The 13,502-nt window shown below is 55.3% G+C and carries 16 protein-coding genes and 1 tRNA gene; 7 read left to right on the top strand and 10 right to left on the bottom strand.

What is annotated here, in order from left to right; all coding sequences use genetic code 11:
• Nucleotides 1–151 precede the first annotated feature (151 nt).
• Both M7Q83_RS02155 and M7Q83_RS02150 read right to left on the bottom strand, forming a co-directional pair.
• Nucleotides 152–565 (bottom strand): type II toxin-antitoxin system VapC family toxin, encoded by a 414-nt coding sequence (locus M7Q83_RS02155; protein ID WP_298334893.1) that lies wholly within the window; start codon nucleotides 563–565, stop codon nucleotides 152–154.
• Nucleotides 558–761 carry a hypothetical protein gene (locus tag M7Q83_RS02150; RefSeq protein WP_298334891.1) on the bottom strand — a complete coding sequence of 68 codons (204 nt, stop codon included), beginning with the start codon at nucleotides 759–761 and terminating at the stop codon, nucleotides 558–560. Before M7Q83_RS02150 ends, M7Q83_RS02155 begins: the two co-directional genes overlap by 8 nt.
• A gap of 157 nt (nucleotides 762–918) precedes the next feature.
• Between M7Q83_RS02150 and M7Q83_RS02145 the strand changes: the two genes are divergently transcribed.
• Nucleotides 919–1,089 carry a hypothetical protein gene (locus M7Q83_RS02145; RefSeq protein WP_298334889.1) on the top strand — a complete coding sequence of 57 codons (171 nt, stop codon included), beginning with the start codon at nucleotides 919–921 and terminating at the stop codon, nucleotides 1,087–1,089.
• A gap of 323 nt (nucleotides 1,090–1,412) precedes the next feature.
• Here M7Q83_RS02145 and M7Q83_RS02140 read toward each other — a convergent pair whose 3' ends face one another.
• The 4 genes from M7Q83_RS02140 to M7Q83_RS02130 all read right to left on the bottom strand — a co-directional run bounded on the left by M7Q83_RS02140 (nucleotide 1,413) and on the right by M7Q83_RS02130 (nucleotide 3,374).
• The gene (locus tag M7Q83_RS02140) at nucleotides 1,413–1,805 is read right to left on the bottom strand and encodes a type II toxin-antitoxin system VapC family toxin (protein WP_298334888.1); all 393 of its coding nucleotides are present in this window, start codon (nucleotides 1,803–1,805) and stop codon (nucleotides 1,413–1,415) included.
• On the bottom strand, nucleotides 1,802–2,080 hold the full coding sequence (locus M7Q83_RS02135; protein ID WP_298334883.1) for a type II toxin-antitoxin system prevent-host-death family antitoxin: 279 nt from the start codon (nucleotides 2,078–2,080) through the stop codon (nucleotides 1,802–1,804). The genes M7Q83_RS02140 and M7Q83_RS02135 overlap by 4 nt, the downstream gene beginning before the upstream one ends.
• A gap of 668 nt (nucleotides 2,081–2,748) precedes the next feature.
• Nucleotides 2,749–3,123: a DUF5615 family PIN-like protein gene (locus tag M7Q83_RS14165; RefSeq protein ID WP_366526356.1), complete on the bottom strand. Its 375-nt coding sequence runs from the start codon at nucleotides 3,121–3,123 to the stop codon at nucleotides 2,749–2,751.
• Nucleotides 3,123–3,374: a DUF433 domain-containing protein gene (locus M7Q83_RS02130; protein ID WP_298334887.1), complete on the bottom strand. Its 252-nt coding sequence runs from the start codon at nucleotides 3,372–3,374 to the stop codon at nucleotides 3,123–3,125. Before M7Q83_RS02130 ends, M7Q83_RS14165 begins: the two co-directional genes overlap by 1 nt.
• A 298-nt stretch (nucleotides 3,375–3,672) precedes the next feature.
• Here M7Q83_RS02130 and M7Q83_RS02125 point away from each other — a divergent pair.
• Nucleotides 3,673–3,755 (top strand) — tRNA-Val (locus M7Q83_RS02125).
• A gap of 637 nt (nucleotides 3,756–4,392) precedes the next feature.
• Nucleotides 4,393–4,596 carry a hypothetical protein gene (locus M7Q83_RS02120; protein WP_298334886.1) on the top strand — a complete coding sequence of 68 codons (204 nt, stop codon included), beginning with the start codon at nucleotides 4,393–4,395 and terminating at the stop codon, nucleotides 4,594–4,596.
• Nucleotides 4,597–4,862: 266 nt separating this feature from the next.
• Here M7Q83_RS02120 and M7Q83_RS14160 read toward each other — a convergent pair whose 3' ends face one another.
• The 4 genes from M7Q83_RS14160 to M7Q83_RS02110 all read right to left on the bottom strand — a co-directional run bounded on the left by M7Q83_RS14160 (nucleotide 4,863) and on the right by M7Q83_RS02110 (nucleotide 7,184).
• On the bottom strand, nucleotides 4,863–5,111 hold the full coding sequence (locus M7Q83_RS14160) for a DUF1778 domain-containing protein (RefSeq protein WP_366526355.1): 249 nt from the start codon (nucleotides 5,109–5,111) through the stop codon (nucleotides 4,863–4,865).
• Between the two features lie 504 nt (nucleotides 5,112–5,615).
• Nucleotides 5,616–5,948 carry a type II toxin-antitoxin system PemK/MazF family toxin gene (locus M7Q83_RS14155; RefSeq protein ID WP_366526354.1) on the bottom strand — a complete coding sequence of 111 codons (333 nt, stop codon included), beginning with the start codon at nucleotides 5,946–5,948 and terminating at the stop codon, nucleotides 5,616–5,618.
• A 568-nt stretch (nucleotides 5,949–6,516) separates the two neighbouring features.
• A complete protein-coding gene (locus M7Q83_RS02115; RefSeq protein ID WP_298334885.1) occupies nucleotides 6,517–6,909 on the bottom strand; it encodes a type II toxin-antitoxin system VapC family toxin in 393 nt (130 codons plus the stop codon).
• A complete protein-coding gene (locus M7Q83_RS02110; protein WP_298334883.1) occupies nucleotides 6,906–7,184 on the bottom strand; it encodes a type II toxin-antitoxin system prevent-host-death family antitoxin in 279 nt (92 codons plus the stop codon). The genes M7Q83_RS02115 and M7Q83_RS02110 overlap by 4 nt, the downstream gene beginning before the upstream one ends.
• Before the next feature lie 922 nt (nucleotides 7,185–8,106).
• Here M7Q83_RS02110 and M7Q83_RS02105 point away from each other — a divergent pair.
• From M7Q83_RS02105 to M7Q83_RS02090, 4 genes are all read left to right on the top strand, one after another.
• The gene (locus M7Q83_RS02105) at nucleotides 8,107–8,412 is read left to right on the top strand and encodes a hypothetical protein (protein WP_298334881.1); all 306 of its coding nucleotides are present in this window, start codon (nucleotides 8,107–8,109) and stop codon (nucleotides 8,410–8,412) included.
• Complete coding sequence (locus tag M7Q83_RS02100; protein ID WP_298334879.1) at nucleotides 8,405–9,091, top strand: nucleotidyl transferase AbiEii/AbiGii toxin family protein; 687 nt, start codon at nucleotides 8,405–8,407, stop codon at nucleotides 9,089–9,091. Before M7Q83_RS02105 ends, M7Q83_RS02100 begins: the two co-directional genes overlap by 8 nt.
• 536 nt (nucleotides 9,092–9,627) lie before the next feature.
• Nucleotides 9,628–11,274, top strand: coding sequence for an APC family permease (locus M7Q83_RS02095; protein ID WP_298334877.1), 1,647 nt, complete (start codon nucleotides 9,628–9,630; stop codon nucleotides 11,272–11,274).
• A 287-nt stretch (nucleotides 11,275–11,561) separates the two neighbouring features.
• Nucleotides 11,562–13,169 (top strand): peptide chain release factor 3, encoded by a 1,608-nt coding sequence (locus M7Q83_RS02090; protein ID WP_298334875.1) that lies wholly within the window; start codon nucleotides 11,562–11,564, stop codon nucleotides 13,167–13,169.
• The last annotated feature ends 333 nt before the right edge of the window (nucleotides 13,170–13,502 follow it).

Here is a 13,502-nt window from a genome sequence, read left to right as displayed (position 1 = left end):
AGCGGTTCATCGCTCAAGCATTAAATTTGCTGATTATTTTCCGAACCCTACGAGTTTTCCCCATCTGCGAGTTGCGTAATGACAGACGGTCGGTGTGGGGTGGGGTGAGCTGCTAGAATTAGTCCACTGGCGTTGCCCCTCGGGCGGTGGCTCAAATCGTGATGATTTCGACCAAACCGTGCAGACTTCGGAAGTCCTCCGGGTTGCGTGTATAGAGCGGCAGCTTTGCGGCACAGGCGGTCGCGGCAATCATGAGATCCAGGGCTCGAGTCCCGCGTGCTTTGCGTCCACTCGCCATCTCTGCGGCGTAGACCCGGCCATAAGCGCGAGCTACCTCTGCGTCGAACGGGAGTGAATCGAAGGTCGCTTCTGCCCGCTGCAATCGGTCCTGTCGGCGTGCGCGCTCTCTCACGTCTTGGGTCGCGTGAGGGCCAGCTGCGAGTTCCGCCATGGTAACTGCGCTGACCGCGACCTCAATCGGGAGCTGTTCTGCCTCAAGTCGTTCCAGGTCGATCACCACGGAGGTGTCGAGGATTCCTCGTTTGACACGTCGAGATTCAGGCACGAGGTTCGGTGTCCTGGGATGCCACGCGATCAAGGTCCGCGCGAAGTCGGTCTAGGTCAATGCTTGGAGCATTGCGGAACATCGCGATGGCGGTGTCGGCACTCACGAATCGATGGCGTCGCAGCGGAGTTAGTTCGCCTACGGGGACGCCGTTTCGGGTAACAACGAAACTCTCACCCTGGTCTAACGCCCTCATGATCTGACCGCTCTCGTTTCGAAGCTCCCGTTGCGTGACGTCTCTTGCCATATTGTCACTATAGCACTCCGTGCTACGGGCCGATCGGTCAACGGGCGATACGTTGCCAAAAGGGGGTGTAACGGTCGTAAAGGGTACACTTGGCCCAGACGCACGGGTGATCGAGACCACCTGGCATAGGTGGAAGAACAGCTACGGCGGTATGAAAGGTCCTGACGTCAAGCGCCTCAAAGAGCTCAAGGCAGAGAGGCGCAAGTTCAAGATCGTGGTGGCTGAGCTCAGCGTTGACAGGGCCGCGGGCAAGGCGAAGGCTTTAGGAAAACGCTAGCCCTTAAGCCGCGGGCCCACAGCGCGGTCGAGCTGTTACGCCGGCGGTTGGGAGTCTCAGAGTCATGTGCCTGTAAGTTCACGGGTTAGCCGCGGCCAACCCAGAGAACGGCCCGACGATGCAAAGATGGCAGCGTGGACGAGGAGATCACCGAGCTCTTGTGCTCCTTTGCACTAGCAAAGCATCGTCAGGGGTCCGTTGGCGCTCACGTAGGATAAACTCGTGATCCGGACGGTGCGGGAGCCAAGGCTTTCGACCACGCGTGGCAAAGTGAAGTTCGAGTGTGTTTACTCGACGCATTGTAGGTTGAGTAGGTCTGCAACCTACCTTGGCGATACCACTGGTAACTCAGCATCTGCGGCGGCCAGGCAGAGGTCAGCATCGTAGGCGACAAAATCCGTGAGGTCTTCTTTCAGCGATAACGCGCTTGCGAGGTGGATGGCATCCAGACTGCCTAGCTTGCGTGGGATCAAAATTGTGGCCACCTCGACGATTGCGTGACTAATGGGCACGAGGTCAATTCCTTCTAGGAGTTGCCTAGCGTCATGGACCAGTGATTCTCCGATTCGATAGCACGTGCGGAGCAGTTCTACGCTTGCAAAATCACTGCTGACCTTAGGGGTCTCGTATTCTTCGGCTAGCCAGTGCGACAGAGCGGAGCTCTCAGGCTCTTCGAACAGCAACTTCGCGAGTGCCGAAGAGTCGATGTAGATCATACAAACCGATCATCGCGCAACTCATCCAGTTGCTGAGATGCGGAGTTTGCAGTGCGGGTGACGTGTCGTTGGCTGGGCAACTGCAGCGGACCCTTCGCTGGAGTCAACCGACCCGAGGCGATGAGTCGATCTCGCGAGGTGACAGCTGGAGTCGGCGCCACCAACAGGGCAATCAGTCTTCCACGTTCAGTAACTTCGATCGTTTCGCCCGCCTTCACTTGCTCGAGGTAGCGGCTGGCGTGCTGGCGGAGCTCTCGTATCCCTATCCTGGTCATGCTTTGAGTGTGGCACAATGAGTGCTACAAAATAGCTTCGTCTGTCTAGCTTGCCTTGGACAGGCGTTAGCGCCCGGTCCGCTTCGTAAGCGAGTTGGCTACGCCACTTTTTGTCTTTCGATGCTTCCGCCAATCATGGGCCGCGTCAATGTCGCGCTGGTTGCGCACTGGGATACTCAACTTTTGACCCAACAGTTGCGTCCGAGAACGCCCCACCCCGTCTCGCGGCGCTTGCAAAAACACCCTAACGAACTGCAAAAATGCGACAGCCTCGGACACTAGAACCACGCACTTGGACAACTTCGTACTGGCTTACAACCAGCAGGTCAGGGGTTCGAGTCCCTTAGCGCCCACCTGGTCAGAGCATATTTCCCGAAGCTAACAAGGCTCCTACCCACTGAAACACCCAACAAATGTTTTGAAGTTGAAGGATTCGATGGCAGGAACCATGCGCCTTGTGGCCCAGCAGACACCTGGGAGCTGCGAGGTTCTAGCCTACCGAGGTGCCAATCCACTGAAAATCGACGATGTTAGCTCTCGTAGTTGCTCCGTTCCTAGTGCCCCATGACAGCGAGTTCGTTAAGACCTAGCTGTTCTCAACCGTATTGGAAAGCCGGAGTCGCACAGACACCGGGCGTGATCTCATATGTCACTACCCGGCTGAAGGTCTACCGTGCTTCGACGATTGGGCATTGATTTGATGAGTTGTGATTTCCCCCTTGCTCCACGAGTTTTTCGCCATCTGCCAGTCGAGCTATGGCTAATGGCCATAGTGGTGTGAGGATCCTTATCAGTTCTGGGGTGCGACAATTGGCCAAACGTAGCCATACGACAGATGAGCCACGGTTGTCGGAAAGGCTTAACGCTGCGAAGTCTCGATCTTTGCTGACAATGATTGAGCCTTCGTGGTGCCCGAGTGCCCAAATCTCTTGATCCTTGGCTCCAAGCATGTGAAGATCGATCAAGTGTCGTGCGTCGTAACCCTGAGAGCTGATCCAATGAGCCAGGATGGGTAGAAGCTGCGCATCTACGACAAATTGCATTATGCAACGAAGAGGACCGGATGATCTAGCTGTACTGCGGCATAATGGAGAGCGGCCTTAATGTCGTCTAGTTCAAGATAGGGGTATTCCTCTAGAATCTCCTCGTTGGAGGCTCCAGATACGAGCAGTTCGAGGATATCTTGCACTCGAATCCGCATGCCACGAATGCATGGACGACCATTACCTTGCGAAGGGTCAATTGTGATACGATCCGACGCCACGCTGACTGCGACCTTTCTACTTAACCCCATTCTAACTGATGCTTTGCCGCGACAGTACAGCTTTACCATGTCCTGGCAATGGGTGTGTTCTGTGACTTCGGTTCCCAAGAGGTCCATCGGCGCGTGAGCGGCTAGTGTGCGTTGTGCTAGGGTGCTCGACTCCTTGTCCACGTTTCGGTAGTCTTCAACTGCGGGGACTCGATCTCCCGCCCGCCGTTCACCCAACTTTTCACCCAACAGTTGCGTCCGAGAACGTCGCGCCCCGTCCGAGGCTGTCTCATTGCCCTCGCCAAAGCACCTCGACGAGCTGGAAAAATGAGACGTACTCGGACGCTACCACTACGTACTCGGACAGTTTCGTGCTGGGTTACAACTAGCAGGTCAGGGGTTCGAGTCCCTTAGCGCCCACCAGTTCAGAGCATGTCTCGTAAAACTGACAACGCTAATACCCGCCGAAAAACCCAACAAGGGGTATGGAGTCCAAGGGGTTTATGGCAGGAGACATGCGCCTCGTGGTCAGTCAAACACCTGTGAGCTCCGAGTTTTCATCGGATGAGACAGCCTCGGCAGAGTAAAACATCGCTACGTCCGTTTCCGGAACACAAAGCGACAGGCTGAGCGTGAGCTTGCACGGCTTGTGATTGATCAAGAGGATGAACTTGCACCGCTGATCGAGTCGGAGCTTGCTTGGAACTCCTCATCGCTCTATCAACGATGCGATCGCCGCATGGTGCAAGATCGGCTGGGATGATCCTGACCCAACGACAGTTCGGCCTTACCATGACTTCTGAGGCCGATATTTTCGCTGAACAGTCGGATCTCGGGCAGGCTAAGGCGTGAATTCATACGGGGCAGGGAAGTGCTTTCGTTCTAGATACGTTCGATGACGTATGCGACGACCTCCCCACAACCAATACGCGCATTTGAATTGTGGTGTGCGCTGGACCACCGGCGCTTTGAGGTAGATCAGTTTTAATATAGGCGGAATTCTGTGAGTGATGTTTCAGGCCTGTAAAGTGCGACGAATGTCCTTCATTAACAAAACTAGATGAAGGTCATCCGTTGGACTTTCTTCGAATTCGGGGATGAGGTGGAGATAAAAGTCTCGGGCCTCGCCGGATTCAGCATGAACAAGAAGCCCGCGGCAACCGATCTTGTCAGACAGCTCGAGGAGTCGCATAACTGCGTCTCGCAGAAGGGCGGCTCCAAGCCCTTGCTTCTCATGCCTAATGTCAACTCCAAGACGCGCTAGGAGGGCAATTGGTTGGGGATAGTGTCCTGCACCCTGCTGAACTCTTATGGGTGCAGCGTCAAAGCGGATCTGTGCCATGCACCACGCATAGTAGGCTACAACCGAGTTGCCGGGCTGTTGTGTGACCACAAAGACTCGCGTTGTGCCGCTAGCGGTAGATTGAAGGGCGTGCCGGCGCAGCCAGTCAGTTTGTTCCGATGAACGACAATGGAACTGGCTTAGATCATGACTGGGCGAGAGGAGCTCTGGTGGCTTATATCTTGGGGTCACTCGCTAAAGGGAGACGAGCGCTGAAGGAATTGGTGAAGACCTGGGAGATCTCGTGCTGGCCTAGCATTCATTCTGTTCCACTCTTCAAGTGCTGCTGTGTCAAGGGCAAAACTGTCCCGATTGGCTAGCACGCGTTGCGCAGCCTCGCAGGCATGTGAGATGACAAAGTCAGTAAGATCGGTAGAACACGCTTCGACCGCACGGTCGATTAGATGTCTCTCCTCTGGAGTAGTCCGAAGGTCCATTCTCCTGCTACGGCGTCTCGATGTTGTGGACACTGTCTATCTCCTCTCTGTACGTCCATTGTACTACCAGTAACTGGGCGCATGAACGATCACTGCTCGAAGAGCGGCAATTTTACGATACTCCAGAGCCCACCGCACTGAGAAGGAGATATGGTGGCAGGGTTAAATCACTGATGCCACCAACTAAGAATCGCACCAATCCCGTGTCGTTGGCGAATACTGATACCCAACGCTTCACCCAACAGCTGCGTTCAAGAACGTCCCATCCAGTCCGAGTCTGTCTCAGGGGCCTTGCCAAAACACCCCAATGAGCTGCGAAATTGAGACAATCTCGGACACTATCACCATGTACTCGGACAGCTTCGCGCTGGCTTACAACCCGCCGGTTAAGGGTTTGTCAGCGCCCACGCAGCGATGTATGAGAGCAGGCCATCAAGTGCGCTGCAGCGGACGCCACAACTGCACACTTGCCGCAGAGGCGGCACCCACTGTTGGGGTCAGATATCAAACAAGAACCTTAGCACCCCCCCCGGTCTCGAATAGCGGCTCTTGACCTATCAGGCCAAGGCGCGCGATCAGGCGTTCTTCTGAGATCGATTTGATATCTTCGCATTTGGCGTAGCTAATTGCGCTAAGACCCGAACTTGCGGGGTCTAGTTCGATATGTGAAGGGAGGCCTCGGTGCCGCGTAGTAGTCGGCACAACGATGATCACGCCCGCCCGACTTTCGTTGAGTGCGTCAACTGAGATCACAACTCCTGGACGTTGCCTTACCTGTTCTCTCCCTACAGGATCTCCGAAGTCGATCAGCCAGACTTCGCCTCTAAGCGCGCTCACTTAGATTGATCGTGCAGGGAGATACCTTCAATGGTGCGTTCCTCCTGCATACCAGACCAAGCTTCTGGGTCATTGCGAAGCTCCGAGTATCTGCTTGCCAGCTGCGAGAAGAAAACTCGTCGTTCCAGGGCATCGGCTGCCTCGTCAAGAAGAACAGTCATGGGGCGGCCAGTAGAGGCAGCGAGACGCGCAAACCGATCTCTGGTTTCATTCCTGACCCTAATCGTGGTGCTCATTCCTAGAGTATACAATTGTGTAGCTTCCTGAGTCCTTCACGTTGATCTGGTGCGAGAAATCCTCCCCGTGGCGTACAGCTAGGGATCACTCACGATTTGTCGATACAGAGACCCTACGACAAGCCTCCAACACCATGGGTCGCAATAGTCGCTTGCTAGATTTACGTACATAGCGACCCTGCCATTTGCTGATGTGGAACACTCCAGGATGAGTGCCGACCGGCATCTTGGGGAGGCCGTTGGCGCAAGGAGTCGTATTGCTCGCGGTGAGAGAGTCAAGGCGAGTGTCTACGTGTTTGCTTGACCCACGGTAAGCTTGGCGAGTCTGCAACCTACCTTGGCGATACCACTGGTAACTCAGCATCTGCGGCGGCCTGGCAGAGGCCAGCATCGTAGGCGACAAAATCCGTGAGGTCTTCTTTCAGCGATAACGCGCTTGCGAGGTGGATGGCATCCAGACTGCCTAGCTTGCGTGGGATCAAAATTGTGGCCACCTCGACGATTGCGTGACTAATGGGCACGAGGTCAATTCCTTCTAGGAGTTGCCTAGCGTCATGGACCAGTGATTCTCCGATTCGATAGCACGTGCGGAGCAGTTCTACGCTTGCAAAATCACTGCTGACCTTAGGGGTCTCGTATTCTTCGGCTAGCCAGTGCGACAGAGCGGAGCTCTCAGGCTCTTCGAACAGCAACTTCGCGAGTGCCGAAGAGTCGATGTAGATCATACAAACCGATCATCGCGCAACTCATCCAGTTGCTGAGATGCGGAGTTTGCAGTGCGGGTGACGTGTCGTTGGCTGGGCAACTGCAGCGGACCCTTCGCTGGAGTCAACCGACCCGAGGCGATGAGTCGATCTCGCGAGGTGACAGCTGGAGTCGGCGCCACCAACAGGGCAATCAGTCTTCCACGTTCAGTAACTTCGATCGTTTCGCCCGCCTTCACTTGCTCGAGGTAGCGGCTGGCGTGCTGGCGGAGCTCTCGTATCCCTATCCTGGTCATGCTTTGAGTGTGGCACAATGAGTGCTACAAAATAGCTTCGTCTGTCTAGCTTGCCTTGGACAGGCGTTAGCGCCCGGTCCGCTTCGTAAGCGAGTTGGCTACGCCACTTTTTGTCTTTCGATGCTTCCGCCAATCATGGGCCGCGTCAATGTCGCGCTGGTTGCGCACTGGGATACTCAACTTTTGACCCAACAGTTGCGTCCGAGAACGCCCCACCCCGTCTCGCGGCGCTTGCAAAAACACCCTAACGAACTGCAAAAATGCGACAGCCTCGGACACTAGAACCACGCACTTGGACAACTTCGTACTGGCTTACAACCAGCAGGTCAGGGGTTCGAGTCCCTTAGCGCCCGCAGGTCAGAGTATGCACAGCGGATCGCTTGAGGCTTGGCGGATCATGAGTGCAAAGGCCTTTCACAGTGAGATCGCTTGCCGGACACAAGTTGCTGACATCTTGGATCACCCTGCCCATCAGCCTGCTTCCAGATGGGTTTCATTGGATGGTATTACGACGGTGTGCGAAGTCAGTTAGTGCCACAAAGCGACATCTGGGCAAGTACGGTGGGCTTTCCGTTAGGAGTACTGTTGCTCTCGCCGGATATTAGGTATTCACCTTTTAACTAAGAACGATCCCATGAGTACAAACCAATCCTGGTTGATTATGTATTGCTGGTACGAACGTAGTTAGCGCAACCTTGACACACGTCCCCTGCTGGTTTTTAAACATGCCGATCGTACTGATTGCGAGCACTACCGAATTGGGCCTGGAAGGCCCCTGCGGCTAGATGATGTCAGCTACCAATATGAGACAAAGATGAATGGTAATCAAGGTGTGTGGTTATAGGAGTCAGCTCGCGTTCATCGGTTACCCAGGACTTCGTACGGTCACCAGCAGTTCGACAGCCCAGGTAGAATTGTCTGCGTGGATCTCACCGCAGAACAGCGAGACGTACTGAGTCGTCTCACGCACTACATCTGGTGGCAAAGTCCCGAGGAGTCACTTGCCCGTCCAGAGCGGCTCATCGCCCAGATTATGGATATCGGAGATTGGGTGGATGAATGCGACCTTGAAGACATGCTTGGCGAGGAGTTACTGCGTAATATTTTGGTCAACGCTGAACCAGGCTGGTTCCGCCCGAAGTCGTGGTCCTTCTGGAACTATCGGCTTAAAGTCGTACCGTTCGATGCCGAGCCACCTATGATGCCACATCGGAGCCTTAGTGCCTAACTTTGAGCCGCGTCTGTCTATCTTGCCTCCTCCTCAACAGGCACTTTGGCCTCTGCTCCGGCCCGCGCAAGATCTTGGCCTGGTGCTATATGGCGGAACTGCTGTCGCGCTCCGATGCGGCAATCGTTCGTCGGTAGACTTTGATTTCTTCGGACCAAAACCCCTCGACAAGGACTCCCTGCGGCAGGTGATGCCGATTGTGCAAGAGGGGGTGGTTCTCCAAGACGAGGTTGATACTCTCACCGTTATGACCTCAGGGGTCAAGCTATCGTTCTTTGGGGTCGGGTTCACCTCTCTCGCTCCACCAGAACGTACGAATGACGGGGTTCTCCTCGTGGCATCACCGGTGGACCTTTTGGCCCACAAGCTCAAGGTGATCCTGCAGCGAATTGAGGCCAAGGACTACCAGGACGTCGACGCACTGCTACTACACGGCGTTTCGCTACGAGCCGGTCTCGCGGGAGCGCAAACGCTCTTCGGGAACTCCTTTCAACCAGCAGAGTCTTTGAAAGCACTCACCTATTTTGGTGATGGCGATCTGGCAAGTGTTGACGCGCCAACAAGGGCTCGGCTGCGCGCTAGCGTGGGCCAGATCGTTCAGCGCGACGCTGGTAGACCATGGTCGGCCGACACCGAGTCGCCAGGGCAAACTGGACGAGGATCATCCTCTGGTCGGTAGTTTCGCGATGCCCCGACTCGATGAGTGTCTGCATCACTGTCGCGCCTTACTCCCATAGCACTGGGTGCAACAGCAATATGTATATATAAATGTCGTCGTGGAGAATACGAGTTGGCCCGTGACGGCATCGGACTTCTCGCGGAAGGGGCGTGCCGCAACCCACTGCCGTCGTGGTTTTGGCGTGGATCTTGGCCGATAACCCTCGTTCGCAGCACCAAGCACCAGCGAGGTGGATGCCTGCGATATCAGCGTTTCCACCGTGGACAGGCTGGAATGATTCTAAAGGTCGATGCTGACTGCTGGGGATGCACGTTTGCGGACCCTATTGATGTGGGAAGAACTATGGAAAGGCGCTGTATCTTTATGCGAATGAACACTGCTTCTCGTCTTGTACGGTTGGATGCATGCCGAGGGCCGACCGGACGATCGCGTAGCACTGCTGCTGTGACGATTAGACAAGTTTAGGCAGTTATGGTATTTTTTGTGCACGGTTCCTCCTCTAAAGGGGTGGGCTGCAGGATATGCAAGGGGGACATGTGCAGACTGGTCAACGACAGACGGGACGACTCCGCAGGGAGATGTCCTACTTAGATCTGAGCTTTGCTGGGCTCGGTGCAATCATCGGATCGGGGTGGCTGTTCGCGGTGCTCTATGCCGCGCAGACCGCAGGACCCGCAGCAATTATCTCTTGGGTATTGGGTGGCATAGCGTGTCTTTTTATCGCTCTTGTCTACGCTGAACTCTCAGGGTTTCTCCCTGAGGCGGGTGGGGCTACACGGTATCCGCAATATTCGCACGGTCCACTAGTCGGCTTTATTGTGAGTTGGGCAGCCTTTATTGCCTACGCCTCAGTGCCGGCCATCGAGGCTGAAGCAGTGGTTCAGTACGCATCGCACTACATCAAGGGATTTGGTTCGACCGTGAACGGTGCCTTCAATGGCAAGCAGCCCATCGACTACATCGTCGAGGCCATCTTGCTCGTGCTGTTCTTCGTGATCAATATCTACGGCGTGAAGCTCTACGCGAAGGTTAATAGTTTCATTACATTTCTGAAGTTCTTGACTCCGACACTGACCATCCTGGTCGTGCTGTTTGTGGCCAAAGACTGGTCGAACTATTCGGCCCCTGCCACCCACGGTTTCGCGCCATATGGGACTGCGGGGGTGTTGGTAGCGGTGTCAACTGCAGGAATCGTCTTCTCATTCTTGGGGTTCAGGCAGGCTGTTGAGATGGCTGCGGAGGCAAAGCATCCCCAGCGCGATGCACCCCGTGCGATCATTACCGCACTCGTTGTGGGTATGATCGTTTATGTTCTTTTGCAGGTGGTCTTTATTGCTGCCATTCCGAAGAGTGAGCTCGCACACGGCTGGGCGTCGCTGAGCCTGACATCGCCGTTTGCCCAGGTTGCCTCGGCGTTGGGTCTGGGCTGGCTGGCAACGATTCTCTATGCTGATGCGGTGCTGTCTCCATCCGGTACTGGACTCGTCTACTTCGCATCCACTCCTCGTGTCATCCTCGGTAGTGCGCGCAACGGCTACCTTGGACAGGTTTGGAGAAAGATTTCAGACAAGACTGGTATTCCGATGTACGCCATGGTCACGACACTCATCGCATCTGCGATCTTTCTGCTTCCGTTCCCGACATGGCAGTCGTTGGTTGGCGTCATCTCCGCGGCAACTGTGTTCACCTACATCATGGGACCAGTGTCACTCGCTGTTTTCCGACGCCATCATGATTCTGCGCATCGTCCCTACCGACTTGGTGGCGCTAGCGTCATCAGTCCTATCGCCTATGTGATGGGTGCGCTGATTATCTACTTCAGCGGTTGGGAGACTGTCTGGAAGCTCACGGTGGGTTATGCCATTGGCATCATTGCCTATCTCATCGTCTCTGCTGTGCGTGGTGATCTTGCGAAAATCAATGCGAAGGCCTGGAAACAGGGCATTTGGTTGATTGCCTTCATTGCTGTCTCGCTGGTAGAGACGTACTTTGGGTCCAAGCGTTTCGGTGGGCAGTACAATCACCTGCATGGTCTGATTCATTATCCGTGGGATCTTGTGGTTGTAGTCGTCGTCGCGATTGGTTTCTACTATTGGGGTGTCGCCTCCGGATCGGGGAGCCAAGAGACAGAGGACGCGATCGAACGTGCGAGCCAGCTTGAGAGGCCGGCGTCTACTGATTGAGTCTCGTTTGCCTACGAGGTAGGTTGAGCTAGTCCCAAGCCAAAGGTCCGGTATCGAGAGGTACCGGACCTTTGTTGTGCGGCGCGCTCATATGATGACCGGGATTGCTGGCTTCGTTGGTGCTCATGGATCGATCTGCCGCATCACCTCGACTGATGATATACCGCTGGCCGCTAAACCATTGGTGCTCTCCGCTTCGTTGGTTAAGGTTGTCTGCTTGTAGAATGTTCCATGGGAGTGCGTGGGAAGCGTGGACTCTCTGGGATAGAGGGTGATATGGCGGTGATATGGCGATAGCGGATGCCGAGGGACGAGAGATTATCGAGGAAGCTTCTAAGCGGCGAACGTTTGCTATTATCAGCCATCCTGATGCTGGGAAGACGACGTTAACGGAGAAGTTTCTGCTCTACGCTGGGGTGATTGCTGAGGCTGGCGCTGTGAAAGCACGGGCTGGAAGACGTGACACCCGTTCCGATTGGATGGCGATGGAGCAGGAACGTGGTATCTCGGTTACCTCTACCGCGCTGCAGTTCGAGTATCGTGATTGCCTGATCAATCTGTTGGACACTCCTGGTCACCGTGATTTCTCAGAGGATACCTATCGGGTGTTGACTGCGGTAGATGCGGTGGTGATGGTCCTTGACGTAGCCAAGGGTGTTGAGGCGCAGACGCTTAAATTATTCGAGGTCTGTCGTTCCCTGGGTCTACCGATGCTGACCTTTCTCAATAAATTGGATCGCCCAGGTAAGTCGCCGTTGGAGCTTCTCGACGAGATCGAGGACAAGATTGGGGTTCGACCAACCCCAGTGACGTGGCCGGTTGGTATCCCTGGGGAGTTTCGCGGGGTTATTGATCGACGAAACAACCGCTTTACTCGCTTTGAACGGAGTGTTCGTGGCAAGACGCTTGCGGTTGAAGTCGAGCTCGACGCCTCGGTTGCGGAGGCCGAAGCGGGTTCAGATTGGGTCAACGCCGTTGAAGAGTGCACCTTGTTAGACGCGGTGGGTGCTACACACGAGCAGGTGAACTTTCTCGAAGGCAAGACGAGTCCCCTCTTCGTCGGTTCTGCGATGAATAATTTTGGCGTGCGCGCCTTACTGGACGCAGTGGTTGAATTTGTACCTTCGCCGGGACCGCGGCAGGCTGTTGATGGAAAGCTGCGGCCGTTGGAGGCACCAATTTCAGGTTTTGTCTTCAAGATCCAAGCGAATATGGACCCATCGCATCGCGACCATGTGGCGTTCGTTCGGCTCTGTTCGGGTAAATTTGTGCGGGGTGTGAATCTCACGCATGCTGATACGGGACGCACCCTCTCTACGAAGTATGCGAGCACGCTGTTCGGTGCTGATCGATCGACAGTCGATGTCGCGTTTCCAGGCGATGTGGTCGGTCTCGTCAACGCAGGTGAGCTGCGCATCGGCGATGCGCTGTACGCGGGAACCCCGGTTGTCTTCCCATCTTTTCCGCAGTTCGCGCCAGAGATGTTCCGACGAGTTCGAGTGAAGGACCCTGGTCGTGCGAAGCAGTTTCGTCGGGGCGTCGATCAACTGGAGCGTGAGGGAGTGTTGCAGGTGCTCTACGAGGGTGACGGGGATCCGCTACCTGTACTTGCCGCAGTTGGTCAGATGCAGTTTGAGGTGTTCCAATACCGCATGGAACACGAGTTCGGCGCGCTGATCGAATACCTGTCGACGCCGTACCGCGTGGCGAGAACGATCACGGCTGAAGGGGTTACGCAGATGGGACGGGTTCCGGGAGTACGAGTACTTCACAGGACAGATGGCACCATGTTGGCACTTTTCGAGAGCGTCATCAGGTTGGAGACGGTGATGCGGGACCATCCAGAGATCGATTTTGGTGCGTTGCTTGGCTCAGGTTTCAGCGTTCTGAGTTAGCCTGCTCGACGAAGTAAGGCCCTGTGCACAAGGCGTGGCAAATAGCTGCATTCGCTATCGCCTTCGATCCTCCTCGCAGGCGGGGTAACGACGAAGCTGGCTGGTGTAGGCAAGTTGTCTGCGTTCACTGTACTAGTCTTGCTCCTGCCTGTGGCGGTTCGGCTATTGTTGCGTGGAGTGGAAAAGCAGAATATAGGTTGATCAGGGTCTCTTTTTGGTCTTCACCGCAAGGCTAAGAGTTCCGCGGAGCGTCGGGGACCGAGGGGCTAGGTTACTTCGCTCATGCCTTGCAGTTATGGCGGCTTCCACCGTGTAGACAATTGGCCGCATCCG

The sequence above is a fragment of the Ferrimicrobium sp. genome, assembly GCF_027364955.1.
Lineage (GTDB): Bacteria > Actinomycetota > Acidimicrobiia > Acidimicrobiales > Acidimicrobiaceae > Ferrimicrobium.
This window is presented reverse-complemented; position numbering and strand designations above follow the sequence as displayed.